Here is a 15,146-nt window from a genome sequence, read left to right as displayed (position 1 = left end):
GTTGCTGTCACTGTTGCTGTCGCGTCTGCCGCCCCGCTGACGAACACCTGCGATGCCAAGATGTGGTCATGGCTTCTAAGCACGCCGACTGGCGTGCAACACTGCGCCGGCCCACCGGTCTCGTGCTCTACCGCACCGAAGTGGCGGTGCGCCGTGTACTCCGGGAAGGGCGTCTTGGACGGAGCGCTCTCCGTGCCCTCCGACGTCCCTCCGACGCAAGCGCAGGCAGCGCTGCTTGACTTCATCGAGGAGGCCGGCGGCTGCCTTCTGACAGTGCGTTTGCACGAGTCTGACCAACCCGGCTGGTGGTCGGGTGAGGTGACTGGGAGTGAGGCCAACCAAGACCGCCTCGGCTGAGGCAACCGGGTTGCCGCAAGTACACATGTTGAAGCGGAACTTAGGTGCGCCCTCCTGCGGCAGCCTGGTCGGCGCGCTGGTCACGTCCCGTTTTGGGCTCAAGTCATTGGTCGCTGTTTGCCGACGTTTCACGCTGTTTTGTGCCCCGTGTGTGCCCCGGACGGCTCCATGACCTTGAACGGCTCTCGGAGTATGGCGGGCAGGTCGCCCAGGGTAGCGAAAGCCCGCCCGCCCCAGCCCGGGTCGGTGTCGTTGTGCTCCGTGGTCCGGAAGACGGTCATACCGACCGCTGCCGCCCCGGCCAGCTCACCGTCTGCGCCGTCGCCAACAAAGACGCACTCCGCCGGCCCAATACCCAGGCGCTCGGCAGCAAGGTGATAGATCGCCGGGTCGGGCTTGGCCAGCCCGACATCGCAGGAGAAGACCGCGACATCGAACCGTTGGGCAAGCGGACTCTGCGGCCATGCCTCGGCAGTGTCCGAGGTGGCGTTGCTGATGAGGGCCAGCGGATGCCCGTCGCCGCGTAGCGCGTCGAGCACGTCCAGAGTGGCGGTCGAGACGCTGTCCAGCACCCGGCGCCCGAGGGCTCGCCGATGCTCACCGGCCCGTGTCACCTGTTCGTTGGTTGGTGTGCCGCCGAGGCGTCCGGCGAGGATGCGGACGGTCTCCTCCACGTCCCACCGGACCAGTCGGTCCCGCCAGGTGGCGTGGTACGCGGCGACCAGCTCGGCCGGAGCCACCCCAACCATGACCGCCATCCCGCCGACTACCCGGTCACGCTCCTCGTCGGCCCCCTGGATCAGGGTATGGAAGAGGTCGAAGATCACTGGTCGAGACATCTCAGCATCCTACTGAGATCATCACCGCTGTTACCTTGCTTGCCATCCCGTCTGCCATCGACCCGCCTTTCTGGGGAGCGGGCCGCCGCCCGGCCCGCCACGTCAAGCGGACCTTGACGGTTCGTACGGACGCTGGCGGGCCGGGCGGTGGTCTGCTCGGCTTGCCCGGGTCGATGGCAGGCGGAATGGCCTACCGCCACCACCCACGGACCGCGACCCGCCGGCGCAGCCCCGGCCATCCTGGAGCCGGAGCGCCCCCGCCGGATGCGCAGTAACCGCAACCCCGCGACCGCCGCCGGCTCGCCGACGCAGCCGGCGTGCCCTGCCCTACGCCGCGCGGGCTCGTGGTCGCGCGGCTCGGCCGGCTGCCGGCCTACCACATCACCGGTCAACGGTCTGTCGTTCTGCGGCGGCCCTCCGGGCTTCCCCGCTCTCCGCGCCAGCCGCCGGGCGTCTTGCGTGGCCGGAGCGGAGCGACAGCGAAGTGCAGGCCACGCGCCCTGGCGGCGGCGCGTGCGGCCCGTTGCGGGCCGCCTTGAAGACGTACAGAAACTTTGGACCACTCGCCGGCAGTCGGCCTGTCCTCCGTCGACTGATGCGCGACAGTCGTCCGCCAACTGATCTGCGACATCCGACTCGCAAGGTGGGCGGCCCCGGCCGCGCTGCTCGCCCAGCGTCAGCCGGCCCAGCTTGGCGGCCGGGCTCTCGACGCTGCCGTCCTAGCCGTCGCCCGACGGTGATCGCGTGGGCACCGCAGGTTCAGTCGTGGCGGTGACGCACGATGTAGTCGATGTAGCGGATCGTGTCCTCGCGGTCGTCCTCGCTGATCGAGTCCCACAGGTCCGCCAGCCAGTAGAGCGAGCCCGACAGCATCCAAGCCCACCCGCGCACCCAGGTCGCCTCGTCGAACCCGAGCGCCTCCCGGTAGGCGGCCCGCGCGCGGGCATCGAACAGGCTCCAGCCCGGCCGCACCTCGACCGCCGGATCGCCGCGGCCGAGACCGCCGAAGTCGATCACCCCGGTGAGCCTGCCCCGGTCGACCAGCAGGTTGCCTTCCAGGAGATCACCGTGCAGCCATACCGGCGGTCCGGGCCACTCGTCCGCCGCCATCGCCTCGTCCCACGCCGCGGTCACCGCCCGCCCGTCGATCCGGTCGCCCAGCGCCGCGATCGACCGGCGGGTCAGCTCGTCCCGCTGCACCAGAGGTACGCCGCGCTGAATCCCCTCCTTGACCGGCCCGCCCATCGGGTCGATCGCGATCATCGCGCGCACGAAGCCGGCGAGGTCGACGGCGAGGTCGACGAGGTCCTGCCCGGCTTCCGGATTGCGCCCGTCCAGCCACGGGACGACCGTCCACGGCCACGGATAGTCCCCGCCCGGCCGGCCGACCGCGACCGGCACCGGCACCGGCACCGGAAGATGCGGCGCCAGCCGCGGCAGCCAGGTCGCGTCGGTCGCCACCTGGTCGACCGCCCACTGCGCCCGCGGCAGCCGTGCCGTCAGGGAATCACCCAGCCGGAACAGCGCGTTGTCGGTGCCGTTCAACGGCTGCGGAACGATCGGCAGGTCCGACCATTCGGGGAACTGCTCGTCGATCAGGGCACGTACCTGCTCGACAGCGACGACGATCTCTCCAGGGCGCATCGGCGCGACCGTAGAACCCGCTTGATCATCCTGTCAATTGAATTCGGACCAGGCCGAATCGTGCGCCGGATTGACCGCGCCGCCGTCGGCTTGGACGGGTCACTGACACTCGACCACGCCAAGGCACTCCTGTCCGCTGCTGAGAGCAGCACCTTGCACGCCTACATCGTCGTTTCACTGCTGACCAGCGCGCGCACTGAGGTCCACGTAGGTTTCCGAAGCTCGATCGCCGGTTACCGGAAAGTCATATGCGGCGCGGTACGGCTCCGTCCTGACAGCGGTAGAGGTCGCGCAGCAGGGAAATCTCGGCGCCGTGATGGATCAGCTCCCGGTTGACGTGCAGGACGATGCCCTCCATGGGAAACCGCTCGGGACCCACCGTCGGCGGATTCTCCAGGTCAGCGTCCGAGAGCTCGCGGACCCCCGCGTTCCATCTCCCATACATCTCATCGAGCTGTTTTAGCGCCTCGTCAGCGGTCCCCGCGTAGGCGAATGTCTGAGAGTCGACGTCCTGGCCGCCGAAGTGCCATCCGACCCGATAGCCGAGGCAGGAGACGATGATGTGCGCCAGCCGCCAGGCAATCGTGGTCACCGGCGCCGGCACCGGGTCAGGGGACGCGGAGTCCATCGTCCATTCCCCCGAACCCACCGACATCGGTGCGGCCGACGTGCCACGTGGGCGGATGCTCCAGCAGCCACGCACCGGCTCCCAGAAGTACTCCTCATCGGCAAGACCGTGCAGCCGCGGCCGCAGGTTCTTGTGCCAGTGCCGGTCCAGCTGGTCCGCGAGTCGCTCGCTTCTTGTCACTTCCGCACACTACATACAACGGAGACCTGGCTGAGACCCTCGCGGACGCCGTCGCCAGCCGTGGGCCGCGCCCGAGATCAGCATGAGTATCCCGAGCGAGCGCCACGCCAGAGCCTCCGACCTGCATGTTCGAAGATGGCGAAGACTCAATGAGCCGTTGCTGTACTTCGCTGCTGTACAAGATCAGAAAAGGCCATCTGGAAGATTCCAGATGGCCTTTGACCTGCGTCGGGACGGCCGGATTCGAACCGACGACCCCTTGACCCCCAGTCAAGTGCGCTACCAAGCTGCGCCACGTCCCGATGCCCCCGCGCGGTCTCCCCCGCGGCAGCCGGTACAGCTTAGCGCAGGATCTTCGCACCACGCGCACAGGCCCCTCCCGCGTCGCGGCGTCCCCCGCCACTCCCCCTAGAGCGTCCTAGGAAAGAGGATGCCGGGGGGAGCGGCGCTCCCCCCGGCATCCAGGAAAAACAGGGTCAGCCGTGCGCCTTGCCGCGGCCGCCGGGGCCGAGCTTCTTGCGCGGGCGTACGGAGATCTCCACCGGGCTGCCCTCGAAGCCGAACTCCTCGCGCAGCTTGCGCTCGACGAAGCGTTGGTAGCCGGCGTCCAGCGGCGCGGTGGTGAAGAGCACGAACCGCGGCGGCGCGACCCCCGCCTGGGTGGCGAAGAGGATCTTCGGGGCCCGGCCACCGCGCACCGGGTGCGGGGTGGCCTGCACCAGCGCGGTCAGCCACTGGTTGAGCTGCGCGGTCGGCACCCGGGTCTCCCAGCTCGCCAGCGCCTTGCGCAGCGCCGGCGCGAGCTTGTCGACAGCCCGGCCGGTCATCGCCGACAGGTTGAGCCGGATCGCCCAGGGGATGCGCCGCAGCTCCCGGTCGATCTCCTTGTCCAGGTAGTACCGGCGGTCGGCGTCGACCAGGTCCCACTTGTTGAAGGCGATGACCAGGGCCCGCCCGGACTCGGTGACCATGGTCAGGATCCGCTGGTCCTGCTCGCTGATCGGCTCGCTGGCGTCGAGCAGCACCACCGCCACCTCGGCCGCCTCGATGGCCGACGAGGTCCGCAGGCTGGCGTAGTACTCGGTGCCGCTGGCCTTGCCGACCCGCTTGCGCAGCCCGGCGGTGTCCACCAGCTGCCAGGTCTCGCCACCGATCTCCACCAGGCTGTCGACCGGGTCGACGGTGGTGCCGGCGACCGCGTCGACCACCGCCCGCTCCTCACCGGAGAACCGGTTGAGCAGGCTGGACTTGCCCACGTTGGGGCGGCCGACCAACGCCACCCGGCGCGGGCCGCGGGGCCGGTTCTCGACGATCTTCGGCGCCTCGGGCATGGCGTCCAGGATGGCGTCGAGCAGTTCGCCGGAGCCCCGGCCGTGCAGCGCGGAGACCGGGTACGGCTCACCGAGGCCGAGCGACCAGAGCGAGGTCGCCTCCATCTCGATGGCGGTGTTGTCGGTCTTGTTCGCCACCAGGATGACCGGCTTGGCGCTGCGCCGCAGCATCTTCACCGCGGCCTCGTCCACATCGGTCGAACCGACCATCGCGTCGACCACGAAGACCACCACGTCGGCGGTGGCCACGGCCGTCTCGGCCTGCGCGGCGATCGCCGCGGCCCGGTCCTTGGCGTCCGGCTCCCAGCCACCGGTGTCCACCACGGTGAACGCCCGGCCGTTCCACTGCGCGTCGTAGGGCACCCGGTCCCGGGTGACCCCGGGGACGTCCTCGACGACCGCCTGACGGCGGCCGATGATCCGGTTGACCAGCGTCGACTTGCCCACGTTGGGGCGGCCCACCACGGCCACCACCGGCTGCGGGGCGGACGGCTCCTCGACGTCGAGGTCCGGCTCCCGCAGCTCCACCCAGCCGCCGTTGTCCTCGCTCATGCCACTCCCCGTTCGGTGAGCAGTTCGCGCAGCCGGGCGACGACCCCGTCGATGCTCAGCTCGGTGGTGTCCACCTCGACCGCGTCCGGAGCCTGCTGCAGGGGGTTGACCTTGCGGGTCGAGTCGAGCCGGTCCCGCCGGGCCAGGTCGGCGGCGGTCGCCGCCACGTCGGCCGCGTCCTCGGCGCTGCGCCGCTGGGCGCGGGCCGTCTCGGAGGCGGTCAGGTAGACCTTCAGGTCCGCGTCGGGCGCCACCACCGAGCCGATGTCGCGGCCCTCGACCACGATCCGGCCGGCGTTGGCGATCATCTGACGCTGCCGAGCGACCAGCAGCTCGCGCACCGCCGCCACGGCGGCCACGGCGGAGACCGCCCCGGTCACCTCGGGGCCACGGATCTCCCGGTCGACGTTCACGCCGTCGGCGGTCACCCCGTACCCCTGGGGGTCGGTGCCGATGCGCAGGTCGACCTCGCGGGCGACCTTGGCCACCGACTCCACGTCGGTCAGGTCGACCCCCGAGCGCAGCACGGCCCAGGTGATCGCCCGGTACATGGCCCCCGTGTCGAGGTAGCGGGCACCGAGGCTGACGGCGAGCCGCCGCGAGACGGTGGACTTACCCGTACCGGACGGCCCGTCCACAGCGACCACGCAGCGCCCGGCCCGTACGTTTTCCTCCACCGTCGTCCTCCTCAGCCCGTACCTCGCGGGTCACCGGTGTCTCCGGCGCCGTTGAGCGGTTGTCCATCGTCAATCATGCCCGCGCCTCGCGGGCGGCGGCGCGAGACGCCGCCGGGGGCGACCCGCGCCACCCTGCGGCCCGCCGGCCGCGACGAAGCCTACCGGCAGCCCTACCCCGATCGCGGGGGGTCAGTCACCCACGGCCTTGAACAGGGCCGCGACCTCGGCGTTGGTCAGCCGCCGGGTCCGCCCGGCGCGCAGGTCGCCCAGCCGGATCGGCCCGATCGCGGTACGCACCAGCCGGGACACCGGGTGCCCGACCTCGGCCAGCAGCCGCCGGACGATGTGCTTGCGCCCCTCGTGCAGCGAGAGCTCCACCTGGGCGGTCTTGCCCAGGGTGTCCACCACCTTGAACGAGTCGACCTTCACCGGGCCGTCCTCCAGCTCGACCCCGGCCATCAGCCGCTTGCCCAGGTTGCGCGGGATCGGCCCGGCCACCTCGCACAGGTAGGTCTTCAGCACCTCGTACGACGGGTGCATGAGCTTGTGGGCGAGGGTGCCGTCGTTGGTGAGCAGCAGCAGGCCCTCGCTGTCGGCGTCGAGCCGCCCGACGTGGTAGACCCGCTGCTCGACCCGGTTGCCGATGAAGTCGTTGAGCGCGGTGCGTCCCTTTTCGTCCGCCATGGTGGAAACCACCCCGCGCGGCTTGTTCAGGGCCAGGTAGACCAGCCGGTTGTCGGCCTGGAGGCGCTCGCCGTCGACGTGGATGACGTCGCGGGTCGGGTCGACCTTGTCGCCGAGCTGGGCGACCCGGCCGTTGACGGTGACCCGACGGCGGAAGATCAGGTCCTCGCAGGCGCGCCGGGAGCCGACACCGGCGGCGGCGAGCACCTTCTGCAGGCGCTCGGCCCCCTCGTAGGTGGGCGCGTCGGGTCGGGGGGTGCGGTCATCGCGTGGCATCAGCAAGCTCTTCTACGTCGTCGGGGAGGAACGGGGCGAGCGGCGGGAGGTCGTCCACCGAGTTCAGCCCCAGCTTCTCCAGGAACATCGTGGTGGTCCGGTAGAGGAACGCCCCGCTGTCCGGTTCGGTGCCGCACTCCTCGACCAGCCCGCGGGACACCAGCGTACGGATGACCCCGTCGCAGTTGACACCCCGGATGGCCGAGATCCGCGAACGGGTGACTGGCTGCTTGTAGGCGATCACCGCGAGGGTCTCCAGCGCGGCCTGGGTCAGCCGTACCGACTGCCCGTCCAGGACGAATCGTTCCACGTAGGTGGCGTACTCCGGGCGGGTGTAGAGACGCCAGCCACCGGCCGCCCGGCGCAGCTCGAAACCGTGCCCGGCGGCGGTGTAGCCGGCGGCGATCTCGTCCAGCATCGGCCCGACCCGCTCGGCGGGCTGCTCCAGCACCTGGGCCAGGACCAGCTCGCTGACCGGCTCGTCCACCACCAGCAGGATGGCCTCCAGCGCGCCGCGCAGCTCCGCGTCGTCCAGCACCGGCGCCGGCTCCGGCGCGGGCGTCGCCCGCCGCCGGGGTGCCGGTTGCCTCCGGGGTACGCCGGCAGCCGCGCCCTCCCCCGCCGGCTCGTCCGTGCCACCCGTCGGCGCGGGGCCGGCGGTCGCCTCGGCGTCTTCCGGCGGAACGGGGATGGCGGTCGGCTCGGCGTCGCCCGCCGGTACGGAGGCCTCGGTGAGGTCGGCGGTCGGCGCGGACGCCTCGGCGAACGGCTCGTCCGATGCCTCGGCAGGCTCGGCGGGCTCGTCGGGCGGCTCGGCGGGCGGCTCGGCGGGTTCGTCGCGGGGCGGGGTGGGGCGTTCCCAGGGTGGAATCCAGGCGGCCGCCTGGTCGGCCAGGGAGTCCCGGCGCTCCTCGTCGCTCATCCCGCTCGCTCCTCCGTCGTACCCGTGGTGTCCCCGTCCGCCGGCGCGGCCGGCGCCCCCGCGGCGCCGTCGGGTTCCGCCGCCTCCGCCGAGCCGGCGTACTCGTCGATGTGCAGCTCGGTGTCGCCGTCGGCGGGGCCGGTCCAGCGCACCGTCAGCTCCTCCAGCGCCTGGTCCTGCACGAAGGAGACCAGCCCCTCCCGGTACAGTTCCAGCAGCGCCAGGAAGCGGGCCACCACCTCCAGGGTGATCTCGCAGTCGGCGCAGAGCAGCGAGAAGGTGGCGGTCCCGGCGCGGCGCAGCCGCTCGGTGAGGATCGCCGCGTGCTCCCGGACGCTGACCCGCACCATGTGCACGTGCGCGATGGAGACCTCGGGCGTCGGCTTCGGGGTCATCGCCCTGATCGCGAGCTTGAGCAGCCGCTCCGGGCCGATGCCGAGCACCAGGTCGGGCAGCGCCTCGGCGTACCGGGGCTCCAGGGTGACCGCCCGCGGGTAGCGCCGGCCACCCACCGCCTCCAGCTCGGCGATGTGCGCCGCCGCCTCCTTGTACGCCTTGTACTGCAACAGCCGGGCGAAGAGCAGGTCCCGCGCCTCCAGCAGGGCCAGGTCCTCCTCGTCCTCGACCTCGGCGGCGGGCAGCAGCCGGGCCGCCTTCAGGTCGAGCAGGGTGGCCGCGATGAGCAGGAACTCGCTCGCCTCGTCCAGGTCCCACTGGTCGCCCATCGCCCGGATGTAGGCGATGAACTCGTCGGTGACCTGGTGCAGGGCCACCTCGGTGACGTCGAGCTTGTGCTTGCCGATCAGTTGCAGCAGCAGGTCGAAGGGGCCGGTGAAGTTCGCCAGCCGGACGGTGAAACCGGCGCTCTCCCCCGCCTGCGGTACCCCGGCCGCGTCCGTGGCCACCTCGGCGGCGGCCTCGGCGGCCAGCACGGGGGGCTGCTCCGGGGTCGTCGGCGGATCCAGGGGTGGGGCGGTCACCGGACGACCGTAGTCCACACCCCGGGCTCACCGGCGGGAAGGTGCACCTCGACCTACCGGTCCGCCTGGGCGGCGATCACCTCACGGGCCAGCTGCCGGTAGTTGCGCGCCCCGGAGGAGGCCGGGTCGAGGGTGGTGATCGGCGCACCGGCCACCGTGGACTCGGGGAACTTCACGGTCTTGGTGATGACGGTCTGGTAGACCTTGTCGCCGAACGCCTCGACCACCCGCTGCAGCACCTGACGGCAGTGGGTGGTGCGGCTGTCGTACATGGTGGCGAGGATGCCTTCCAACTCCAGGTCGAAGTTGAGCCGCTCGCGCACCTTGTCGATGGTGTCCAGCAGCAGCGCCACCCCGCGCAGGCTGAAGAACTCGCACTCCAGCGGGATGAGCACGCCGTGCGCCACGGTGAGCGCGTTGATCGCCAGCAGGCCCAGCGAGGGCTGGCAGTCGATCAGGATGTAGTCGTACTCCTTGCGGACCGTCCGCAGCACCCGGGCCAGGGCCATCTCCCGGGCGACCTCGTTGACCAGCTGGATCTCCGCGGCGGAGAGGTCGATGTTGGCGGGCAGCAGGTGCAGCCCGGCGACGTCGGTCTTGATCAGGACGTCCTCGGCGGTGACGTCGTCCTGCATGAGCAGGTTGTAGACCGACAGGTCGAGGTTGTGCGGGTTGACGCCCAGCCCGACCGAGAGGGCGCCCTGCGGGTCGAAGTCGACCAGCAGCACCTTGCGGCCGTACTCGGCGAGCGCCGCACCGAGGTTGATGGTGGTGGTCGTCTTTCCGACGCCACCCTTCTGGTTGGCCATCGCGATGATGCGCGCCGGCCCGTGCCGGTCGGTCGGCATCGGTTCCGGGATCGGCTTGCGCATCGTGTAGGCGGCCGGGTCCGCCGGACCCAGGTCCGCGCCGAGCGATGCCTGCTGCTCGCGGAGCTCCGACGTCCAGGCGTCGGCACGATCACCGTTGCCAGCCATGTCCTCGTTGCCCCCTCCCGACGACCACCGGCGTCGGAGCCGTCCGACGTCCTGCGCGGCGCCGCTGCGCACCCCGGATGTCGCCCCAGGAGGTCCGCGCCGATGCCGACTGTACGCCACCGACCAGCAGCGCGTTCGGTACCGGTCCGGCGTGTCGGCCGTCCCGCCCGGTCCGAATGGCGGCCGGGTCAGCCGCGGGCGCGGGGATGCGCGGTCGCGTACACCTCGCGCAGCCGCTCCACGGTGACCAACGTGTACACCTGGGTGGTGGTCACCGAGGCGTGGCCGAGCAGTTCCTGCACCACCCGCACGTCGGCGCCGCCGTCGAGCAGGTGGGTGGCGTACGAGTGGCGCAGGGTGTGCGGGGAGACCGCGTGCGGCCTGTCCACGGGCAGCCCGGCGCGCTCGGCGGCGCGGCGCAGGATCGTCCAGGCGCCCTGCCGGGTCAGCGCGCCGCCCCGGGCGTTGACGAAGACCGCCGGGGTGCCCCGCCCGGCGGCGACCAGCCCGGGCCGGGCCCGCACCAGCCAGGCGCGCAGCGCCTCGACGGCGTATCCGCCGATCGGGACCAGGCGGGTGCGCCCGCCCTTGCCGCGCAGCAGCGCGGTGCCCTCGTCGACGTCGAGGTCGTCCACCGCGGCGCCGACCGCCTCGGAGATCCGCGCGCCGGTGCCGTACAGGAACTCCAGCAACGCCCGGTCGCGCAGCGCGAGGGCCGCGCCGTCACCGGTGGCCGTCACCGCCCCGGCGGTCTCCAGCAGCCGGACCACGGCGTCGACCGGCAGCGCCCGGGGCAGCCGGCGCGGCGGCGTGGGCGGCCGGACGTCGCGGCTGGGGTCGGTGCCGGCCAGCCCCTCGCGCAGCGCGAAGCGGTGCAGCCCGCGCACCGCGGAGGCCGCCCGGGCCGCCGAGGAGACCGCCAGCGGCGGTTGGCCGTCGTCCCCGGCCCGCAGCCGGGCCAGGTGCGCCTCGACCTGCCCCGGTCCGACGGCGGCCAGGTCGGTCACCCCGGCCGTCGCCAGGGTATCCAGGTACCGCTCCAGGTCCCGCCGGTACGACGAGAGCGTGTTCGCCGACAGGCCACGCTCGACGGTCAGGTGGTCGAGGTAGCCGCGGACGGCACGGCGCAGCGCCGGCGCGGGCTGCACGCCCGCGCCGGCGGTGTCCGGTGCAGCGGTCAGGCCAGCACCTCGGCCAGCGGCAGGGTCGGCATGCCGTGCGCCTCGGCGACCGGGCCGTAGGTGACCTGGCCGGCGTGGGTGTTCAGGCCCAGCGCCAGGGCCGGGTCGCGGCGCAGCGCCTCGCGCCAGCCCTGGTTGGCCAGCTCCAGCGCGTACGGCAGGGTGACGTTGGTCAGCGCGTAGGTGCTGGTGTTCGGCACCGCGCCCGGCATGTTCGCCACGCAGTAGAAGATCGAGTCGTGCACCTTGTAGACCGGTTCGGCGTGCGTGGTGGGCCGCGAGTCCTCGAAGCAGCCGCCCTGGTCGATGGCGATGTCGACGAGCACGCTGCCGGGCTTCATCCGGGAGACCAGCTCGTTGGAGATGAGCTTCGGCGCCTTCGCGCCCGGCACCAGCACCGCGCCGATGACCAGGTCGGCGTCGAGCACCGCCCGCTCGATCTCATACGCGTTGGAGGCGACGGTCTGCAGGTGGCCCCGGTAGATGGCGTCGGCCTGGCGCAGCCGGGCGACGTTCTTGTCCAGCAGCAGCACCTCGGACTGCAGGCCCAGCGCGATGGCGGCGGCGTTCAGGCCGGAGACACCGGCGCCGATGACCACGGTCTTCGCCGCGTACACGCCGGAGACGCCGCCGGGCAGCACGCCCCGGCCACCGCCGGTGCGCATCATGTAGAAGGCGCCCACCTGCGGGGCGAGCCGGCCGGCCACCTCGGACATCGGGGCGAGCAGCGGCAGCGACCGGTCGGGCAGCTCGACGGTCTCGTAGGCGATGCCGGTGACCTTGCGGTCGATCAGCGCGTCGGTGCACTCCTTCGAGGCGGCCAGGTGCAGGTAGGTGAAGAGCACCTGCCCCTCGTGCATCCGGTGGTACTCCTCGGCGATCGGCTCCTTGACCTTGAGCACCAGCTCGGCGGTGTCCCACACCCCGTCGGCGGTGGGCAGGATCTTGGCGCCCGCGGCGGCGAACTCGTCGTCGGTGATGCTGGAGCCGACGCCGGCACCGGACTCGACGAAGACCTCGTGCCCGTTGCGGGTGAACTCGTTGACGCCCGCCGGCGTGATCGCCACGCGGTACTCGTGGTTCTTGACCTCGCGTGGGATTCCGACCTTCACGATGCAGACACCTCTCTTCGGGGCAGCTCACCCCCGACTGCTCGGCCCCGCGACGGCCCCTTTGCCGGCGCGGTCGACCGGTCCCGCCGGCGGCAGTCTAGGCGCGGGAGCACCCTCCGGGGCCCAGCACAGTGACATCCGGTGCCCGATACGCCTGACGATGTGTCAGGCGTGCGGTCAGCTCCCCCGCTCGGCGTTCGCCCTCATCGTCGCACCGCACGACGGGCACCGCCGGGCGGAAGCCGCAGCCGACACGCCGCGTGTCCACCCCGCCGCACTCGGTCCCGGGTGCTCGGCTCCCGGTTGCGGCGTGTCGGGGCCTCCCGACGACGGGACACCGGCGACACGCCGCAAGCACGGGCCGGGGCGGGGGCGGTACGCGGAAGGGCCGCGCGGCGAACCGCGCGGCCCTTCGGGGCGTACCCGGTCTAGCGGGGCAGCGGGGCGTCGGCCCGGCGCAGCACCGACCAGCCGGTGTCGCGGGCCCGGGCGGCGGCGAGCAGCCCGGCCACGCACGGCCCGTTGGTGATCTCCCCGGCCAGCACCATGCCGACCGCCTCGTCCAGGTCGAGCCGGACGATCTGGATGTCGGCCTCCTCCTCACGGCGCTCGTGCCGCTCATCGGCCGGCACGTCGGCCAGGTCGCGGGCGAGGAACACCCGGACCACCTCGTCGGAGAAGCCCGGCGAGGTGTGCACGTCGACCAGCAGGTCGAGCGTGCCGGCGGTCAGGTCCGCCTCCTCGGCCAACTCCCGGGCGGCCGCCGCCGGCAACTGCTCGCCGTCGACGTCCATCAGCCCGGCGGGCAGCTCCCACAGGTGCCGCCCCACCGGCTGCCGGTACTGCCGGACGAGCACCACCTGGCCGGCGTCGTCCAGGGCCACCACGGCGACCGCGCCGACGTGCCGGACGTAGTCCCGCTTCGCGGTGTCGCCGCCGGGCATGGTCACCTCGTCGGTGACCACGGAGAAGATCCGGCCACGGAAGCGTTCCTGGCGGTCGCGCAGCTCGTAGCGGTGCTCGACGGCGCTCACGAGGCGGACGCCGCCTTCGCGCTCGCGCCGTTGCGGGAGGCCTTCTTCGGGCTCGGGGCCTCCGCCACCGCGTCCAGGTCCACCGGCAGCTGGTCGGCCTCCGAGTACGCCACGGCCGCCTTCACGAACGCCGCGAACAGCGGGTGCGGGCGGGTCGGACGGCTCTTGACCTCCGGGTGCGCCTGGGTGGCCACGAAGAACGGGTGCAGGCTCCGGTCCAGCTCGATGAACTCGACCAGCCGGCCGTCCGGCGAGGTACCGGAGATGTGCAGGCCGGCCTTGGTGAGCTGGTCACGGTAGGCGTTGTTCACCTCGTACCGGTGCCGGTGCCGCTCGCTGACCTCGGTGCTGCCGTACGCCTCCGCGACCAGCGACCCCTCGGCCAGCGCCGCCGGGTACGCCCCGAGCCGCATGGTGCCGCCCAGGTCGCCCTTGCCGGCGACGATGTCCTCCTGGTCGGCCATGGTGGCGATGACCGGGTGCTTCGCCTCCTCGTCGAACTCCAGCGAGTTGGCCCCGTCCAGCCCGGCCAGGTGGCGGGCCACCTCGATGGTCATGCACTGCAGGCCGAGGCAGAGGCCGAGCAGCGGGATGCCGTTCTCCCGGGCGTACCGGGCGGTGCCGATCTTGCCCTCGATGCCGCGCACGCCGAAGCCGCCCGGGATGACGATGCCGTCCGCGCCGGCCAGGGCGGCCGCCGCGCCGGCCGGGGTGACGCAGTCGTCGCTGGGCACCCAGCGCAGCTGCACCCGGGCCCGGTGGCCGAAGCCGGCGGCCCGAATCGCCTCGCTCACCGACAGGTACGCGTCGGGCAGGTCGACGTACTTGCCGACCACCGCGACGGTCACCGTGTGGTGCGGCTGGTGCACCCGGTCCAGCAGGTCGTCCCAGCTGGCCCAGTCCACGTCCCGGAAGGAGAGGCCGAGCCGGCGCACCACGTACGCGTCGAGGCCCTCGCGGTGCAGCACCTTCGGGATGTCGTAGATGCTCGGCGCGTCCGGGGCGGCGACGACCGCCTCCCGGTCCACGTCGCAGTAGAGCGAGAGCTTCTCCTTGAGCTTCTCCGGGATCTCCCGGTCACAGCGCAGCACGATGGCGTCGGGCTGGATGCCGATGTTGCGCAGCTGGGCCACCGAATGCTGGGTCGGCTTGGTCTTCAGCTCCCCCGAGGGCGCCAGGTACGGCACCAGCGAGACGTGCAGGTAGAAGCAGTTGTCCCGGCCGAGGTCATGGCGGACCTGGCGGATCGCCTCCAGGAAGGGCAGCGACTCGATGTCGCCGACCGTGCCGCCGACCTCGGTGATCACCACGTCCGGGATCTGGCCGTCGCCGTCCGGGTCGGCCATGCCGACGATGCGCGACTTGATCTCGTTGGTGATGTGCGGGATCACCTGGACGGTGTCGCCCAGGTACTCGCCGCGCCGCTCCTTGGCGATCACGTCCGAGTAGATCTGGCCGGTGGTGACGTTCGCCTTGCCGGACAGGTCCCGGTCGAGGAAGCGCTCGTAGTGCCCGACGTCGAGGTCGGTCTCGGCGCCGTCCTCGGTGATGAAGACCTCGCCGTGCTGGAACGGGTTCATCGTCCCGGGGTCGACGTTGAGGTACGGGTCGAGCTTCTGCATCACCACGCGCAACCCACGCGCGGTGAGCAGATTGCCGAGGCTGGAGGCGGTGAGGCCCTTACCCAGCGAGGAGGCGACGCCTCCGGTGACGAAAATGTGCCTGGTCGTCCGTGCTGAAGGGGCCAAGGCCTGCTCCCGTGTCGTCCGTAG

13 protein-coding genes and 1 tRNA gene are annotated in these 15,146 nt (G+C 71.9%); all 14 read right to left on the bottom strand.

Annotated features, from left to right (window positions below; genetic code table 11):
• Positions 1-485 precede the first annotated feature (485 nt).
• Positions 486-1,184 (bottom strand): HAD family hydrolase, encoded by a 699-nt coding sequence (locus V6U88_RS22295; protein WP_334455797.1) that lies wholly within the window; start codon positions 1,182-1,184, stop codon positions 486-488.
• A 771-nt stretch (positions 1,185-1,955) separates the two neighbouring features.
• Positions 1,956-2,840 carry an aminoglycoside phosphotransferase family protein gene (locus V6U88_RS22290; protein WP_089006402.1) on the bottom strand — a complete coding sequence of 295 codons (885 nt, stop codon included), beginning with the start codon at positions 2,838-2,840 and terminating at the stop codon, positions 1,956-1,958.
• A 244-nt stretch (positions 2,841-3,084) separates the two neighbouring features.
• Positions 3,085-3,648 carry a DinB family protein gene (locus V6U88_RS22280; protein WP_334455795.1) on the bottom strand — a complete coding sequence of 188 codons (564 nt, stop codon included), beginning with the start codon at positions 3,646-3,648 and terminating at the stop codon, positions 3,085-3,087.
• 228 nt (positions 3,649-3,876) lie between these two features.
• Positions 3,877-3,950 (bottom strand) — tRNA-Pro (locus tag V6U88_RS22275).
• Between the two features lie 174 nt (positions 3,951-4,124).
• Complete coding sequence (der, locus tag V6U88_RS22270; RefSeq protein ID WP_334455793.1) at positions 4,125-5,531, bottom strand: ribosome biogenesis GTPase Der; 1,407 nt, start codon at positions 5,529-5,531, stop codon at positions 4,125-4,127.
• Positions 5,528-6,208, bottom strand: coding sequence for a (d)CMP kinase (gene cmk / locus V6U88_RS22265; protein ID WP_334455791.1), 681 nt, complete (start codon positions 6,206-6,208; stop codon positions 5,528-5,530). The genes der and cmk overlap by 4 nt, the downstream gene beginning before the upstream one ends.
• Before the next feature lie 189 nt (positions 6,209-6,397).
• Entirely contained in the window at positions 6,398-7,168 is a 771-nt protein-coding gene (locus tag V6U88_RS22260; protein ID WP_334455789.1) for a pseudouridine synthase, read from the bottom strand.
• The gene (scpB, locus tag V6U88_RS22255; RefSeq protein WP_334455787.1) at positions 7,155-8,090 is read right to left on the bottom strand and encodes an SMC-Scp complex subunit ScpB; all 936 of its coding nucleotides are present in this window, start codon (positions 8,088-8,090) and stop codon (positions 7,155-7,157) included. The genes V6U88_RS22260 and scpB overlap by 14 nt, the downstream gene beginning before the upstream one ends.
• A complete protein-coding gene (locus tag V6U88_RS22250; protein WP_334455785.1) occupies positions 8,087-9,070 on the bottom strand; it encodes a segregation and condensation protein A in 984 nt (327 codons plus the stop codon). Before V6U88_RS22250 ends, scpB begins: the two co-directional genes overlap by 4 nt.
• A 53-nt stretch (positions 9,071-9,123) precedes the next feature.
• Positions 9,124-10,047: a ParA family protein gene (locus V6U88_RS22245; protein WP_154937924.1), complete on the bottom strand. Its 924-nt coding sequence runs from the start codon at positions 10,045-10,047 to the stop codon at positions 9,124-9,126.
• 188 nt (positions 10,048-10,235) lie between these two features.
• Positions 10,236-11,228 (bottom strand): site-specific tyrosine recombinase XerD, encoded by a 993-nt coding sequence (locus V6U88_RS22240; RefSeq protein WP_442934674.1) that lies wholly within the window; start codon positions 11,226-11,228, stop codon positions 10,236-10,238.
• Positions 11,225-12,340, bottom strand: a complete 1,116-nt coding sequence (ald, locus tag V6U88_RS22235; protein ID WP_334455782.1) for an alanine dehydrogenase — start codon at positions 12,338-12,340, stop codon at positions 11,225-11,227. The genes V6U88_RS22240 and ald overlap by 4 nt, the downstream gene beginning before the upstream one ends.
• A gap of 428 nt (positions 12,341-12,768) precedes the next feature.
• Entirely contained in the window at positions 12,769-13,374 is a 606-nt protein-coding gene (locus V6U88_RS22230; RefSeq protein ID WP_334455781.1) for an NUDIX hydrolase, read from the bottom strand.
• Positions 13,371-15,122, bottom strand: coding sequence for a CTP synthase (locus V6U88_RS22225; protein ID WP_334455779.1), 1,752 nt, complete (start codon positions 15,120-15,122; stop codon positions 13,371-13,373). The genes V6U88_RS22230 and V6U88_RS22225 overlap by 4 nt, the downstream gene beginning before the upstream one ends.
• Positions 15,123-15,146: the final 24 nt, after the last annotated feature.

Source organism: Micromonospora sp. CPCC 205739, assembly GCF_036906795.1.
GTDB lineage: Bacteria > Actinomycetota > Actinomycetes > Mycobacteriales > Micromonosporaceae > Micromonospora.
Note: the sequence above shows the minus strand (reverse complement) of the source record. Positions and strands in the feature narration are given on the sequence as shown.

Excerpts from the sequence above, each read along its gene's own strand:
- V6U88_RS22290 (WP_089006402.1), bottom strand. The coding sequence starts at position 2,840 with ATGCGCCCTGGAGAGATCGTCGTCGCTGTCGAGCAGGTACGTGCCCTG.
- der (WP_334455793.1), bottom strand. The coding sequence starts at position 5,531 with ATGAGCGAGGACAACGGCGGCTGGGTGGAGCTGCGGGAGCCGGACCTC.
- V6U88_RS22260 (WP_334455789.1), bottom strand. The coding sequence starts at position 7,168 with ATGCCACGCGATGACCGCACCCCCCGACCCGACGCGCCCACCTACGAG.
- scpB (WP_334455787.1), bottom strand. The coding sequence starts at position 8,090 with ATGAGCGACGAGGAGCGCCGGGACTCCCTGGCCGACCAGGCGGCCGCC.
- V6U88_RS22245 (WP_154937924.1), bottom strand. The coding sequence starts at position 10,047 with ATGGCTGGCAACGGTGATCGTGCCGACGCCTGGACGTCGGAGCTCCGC.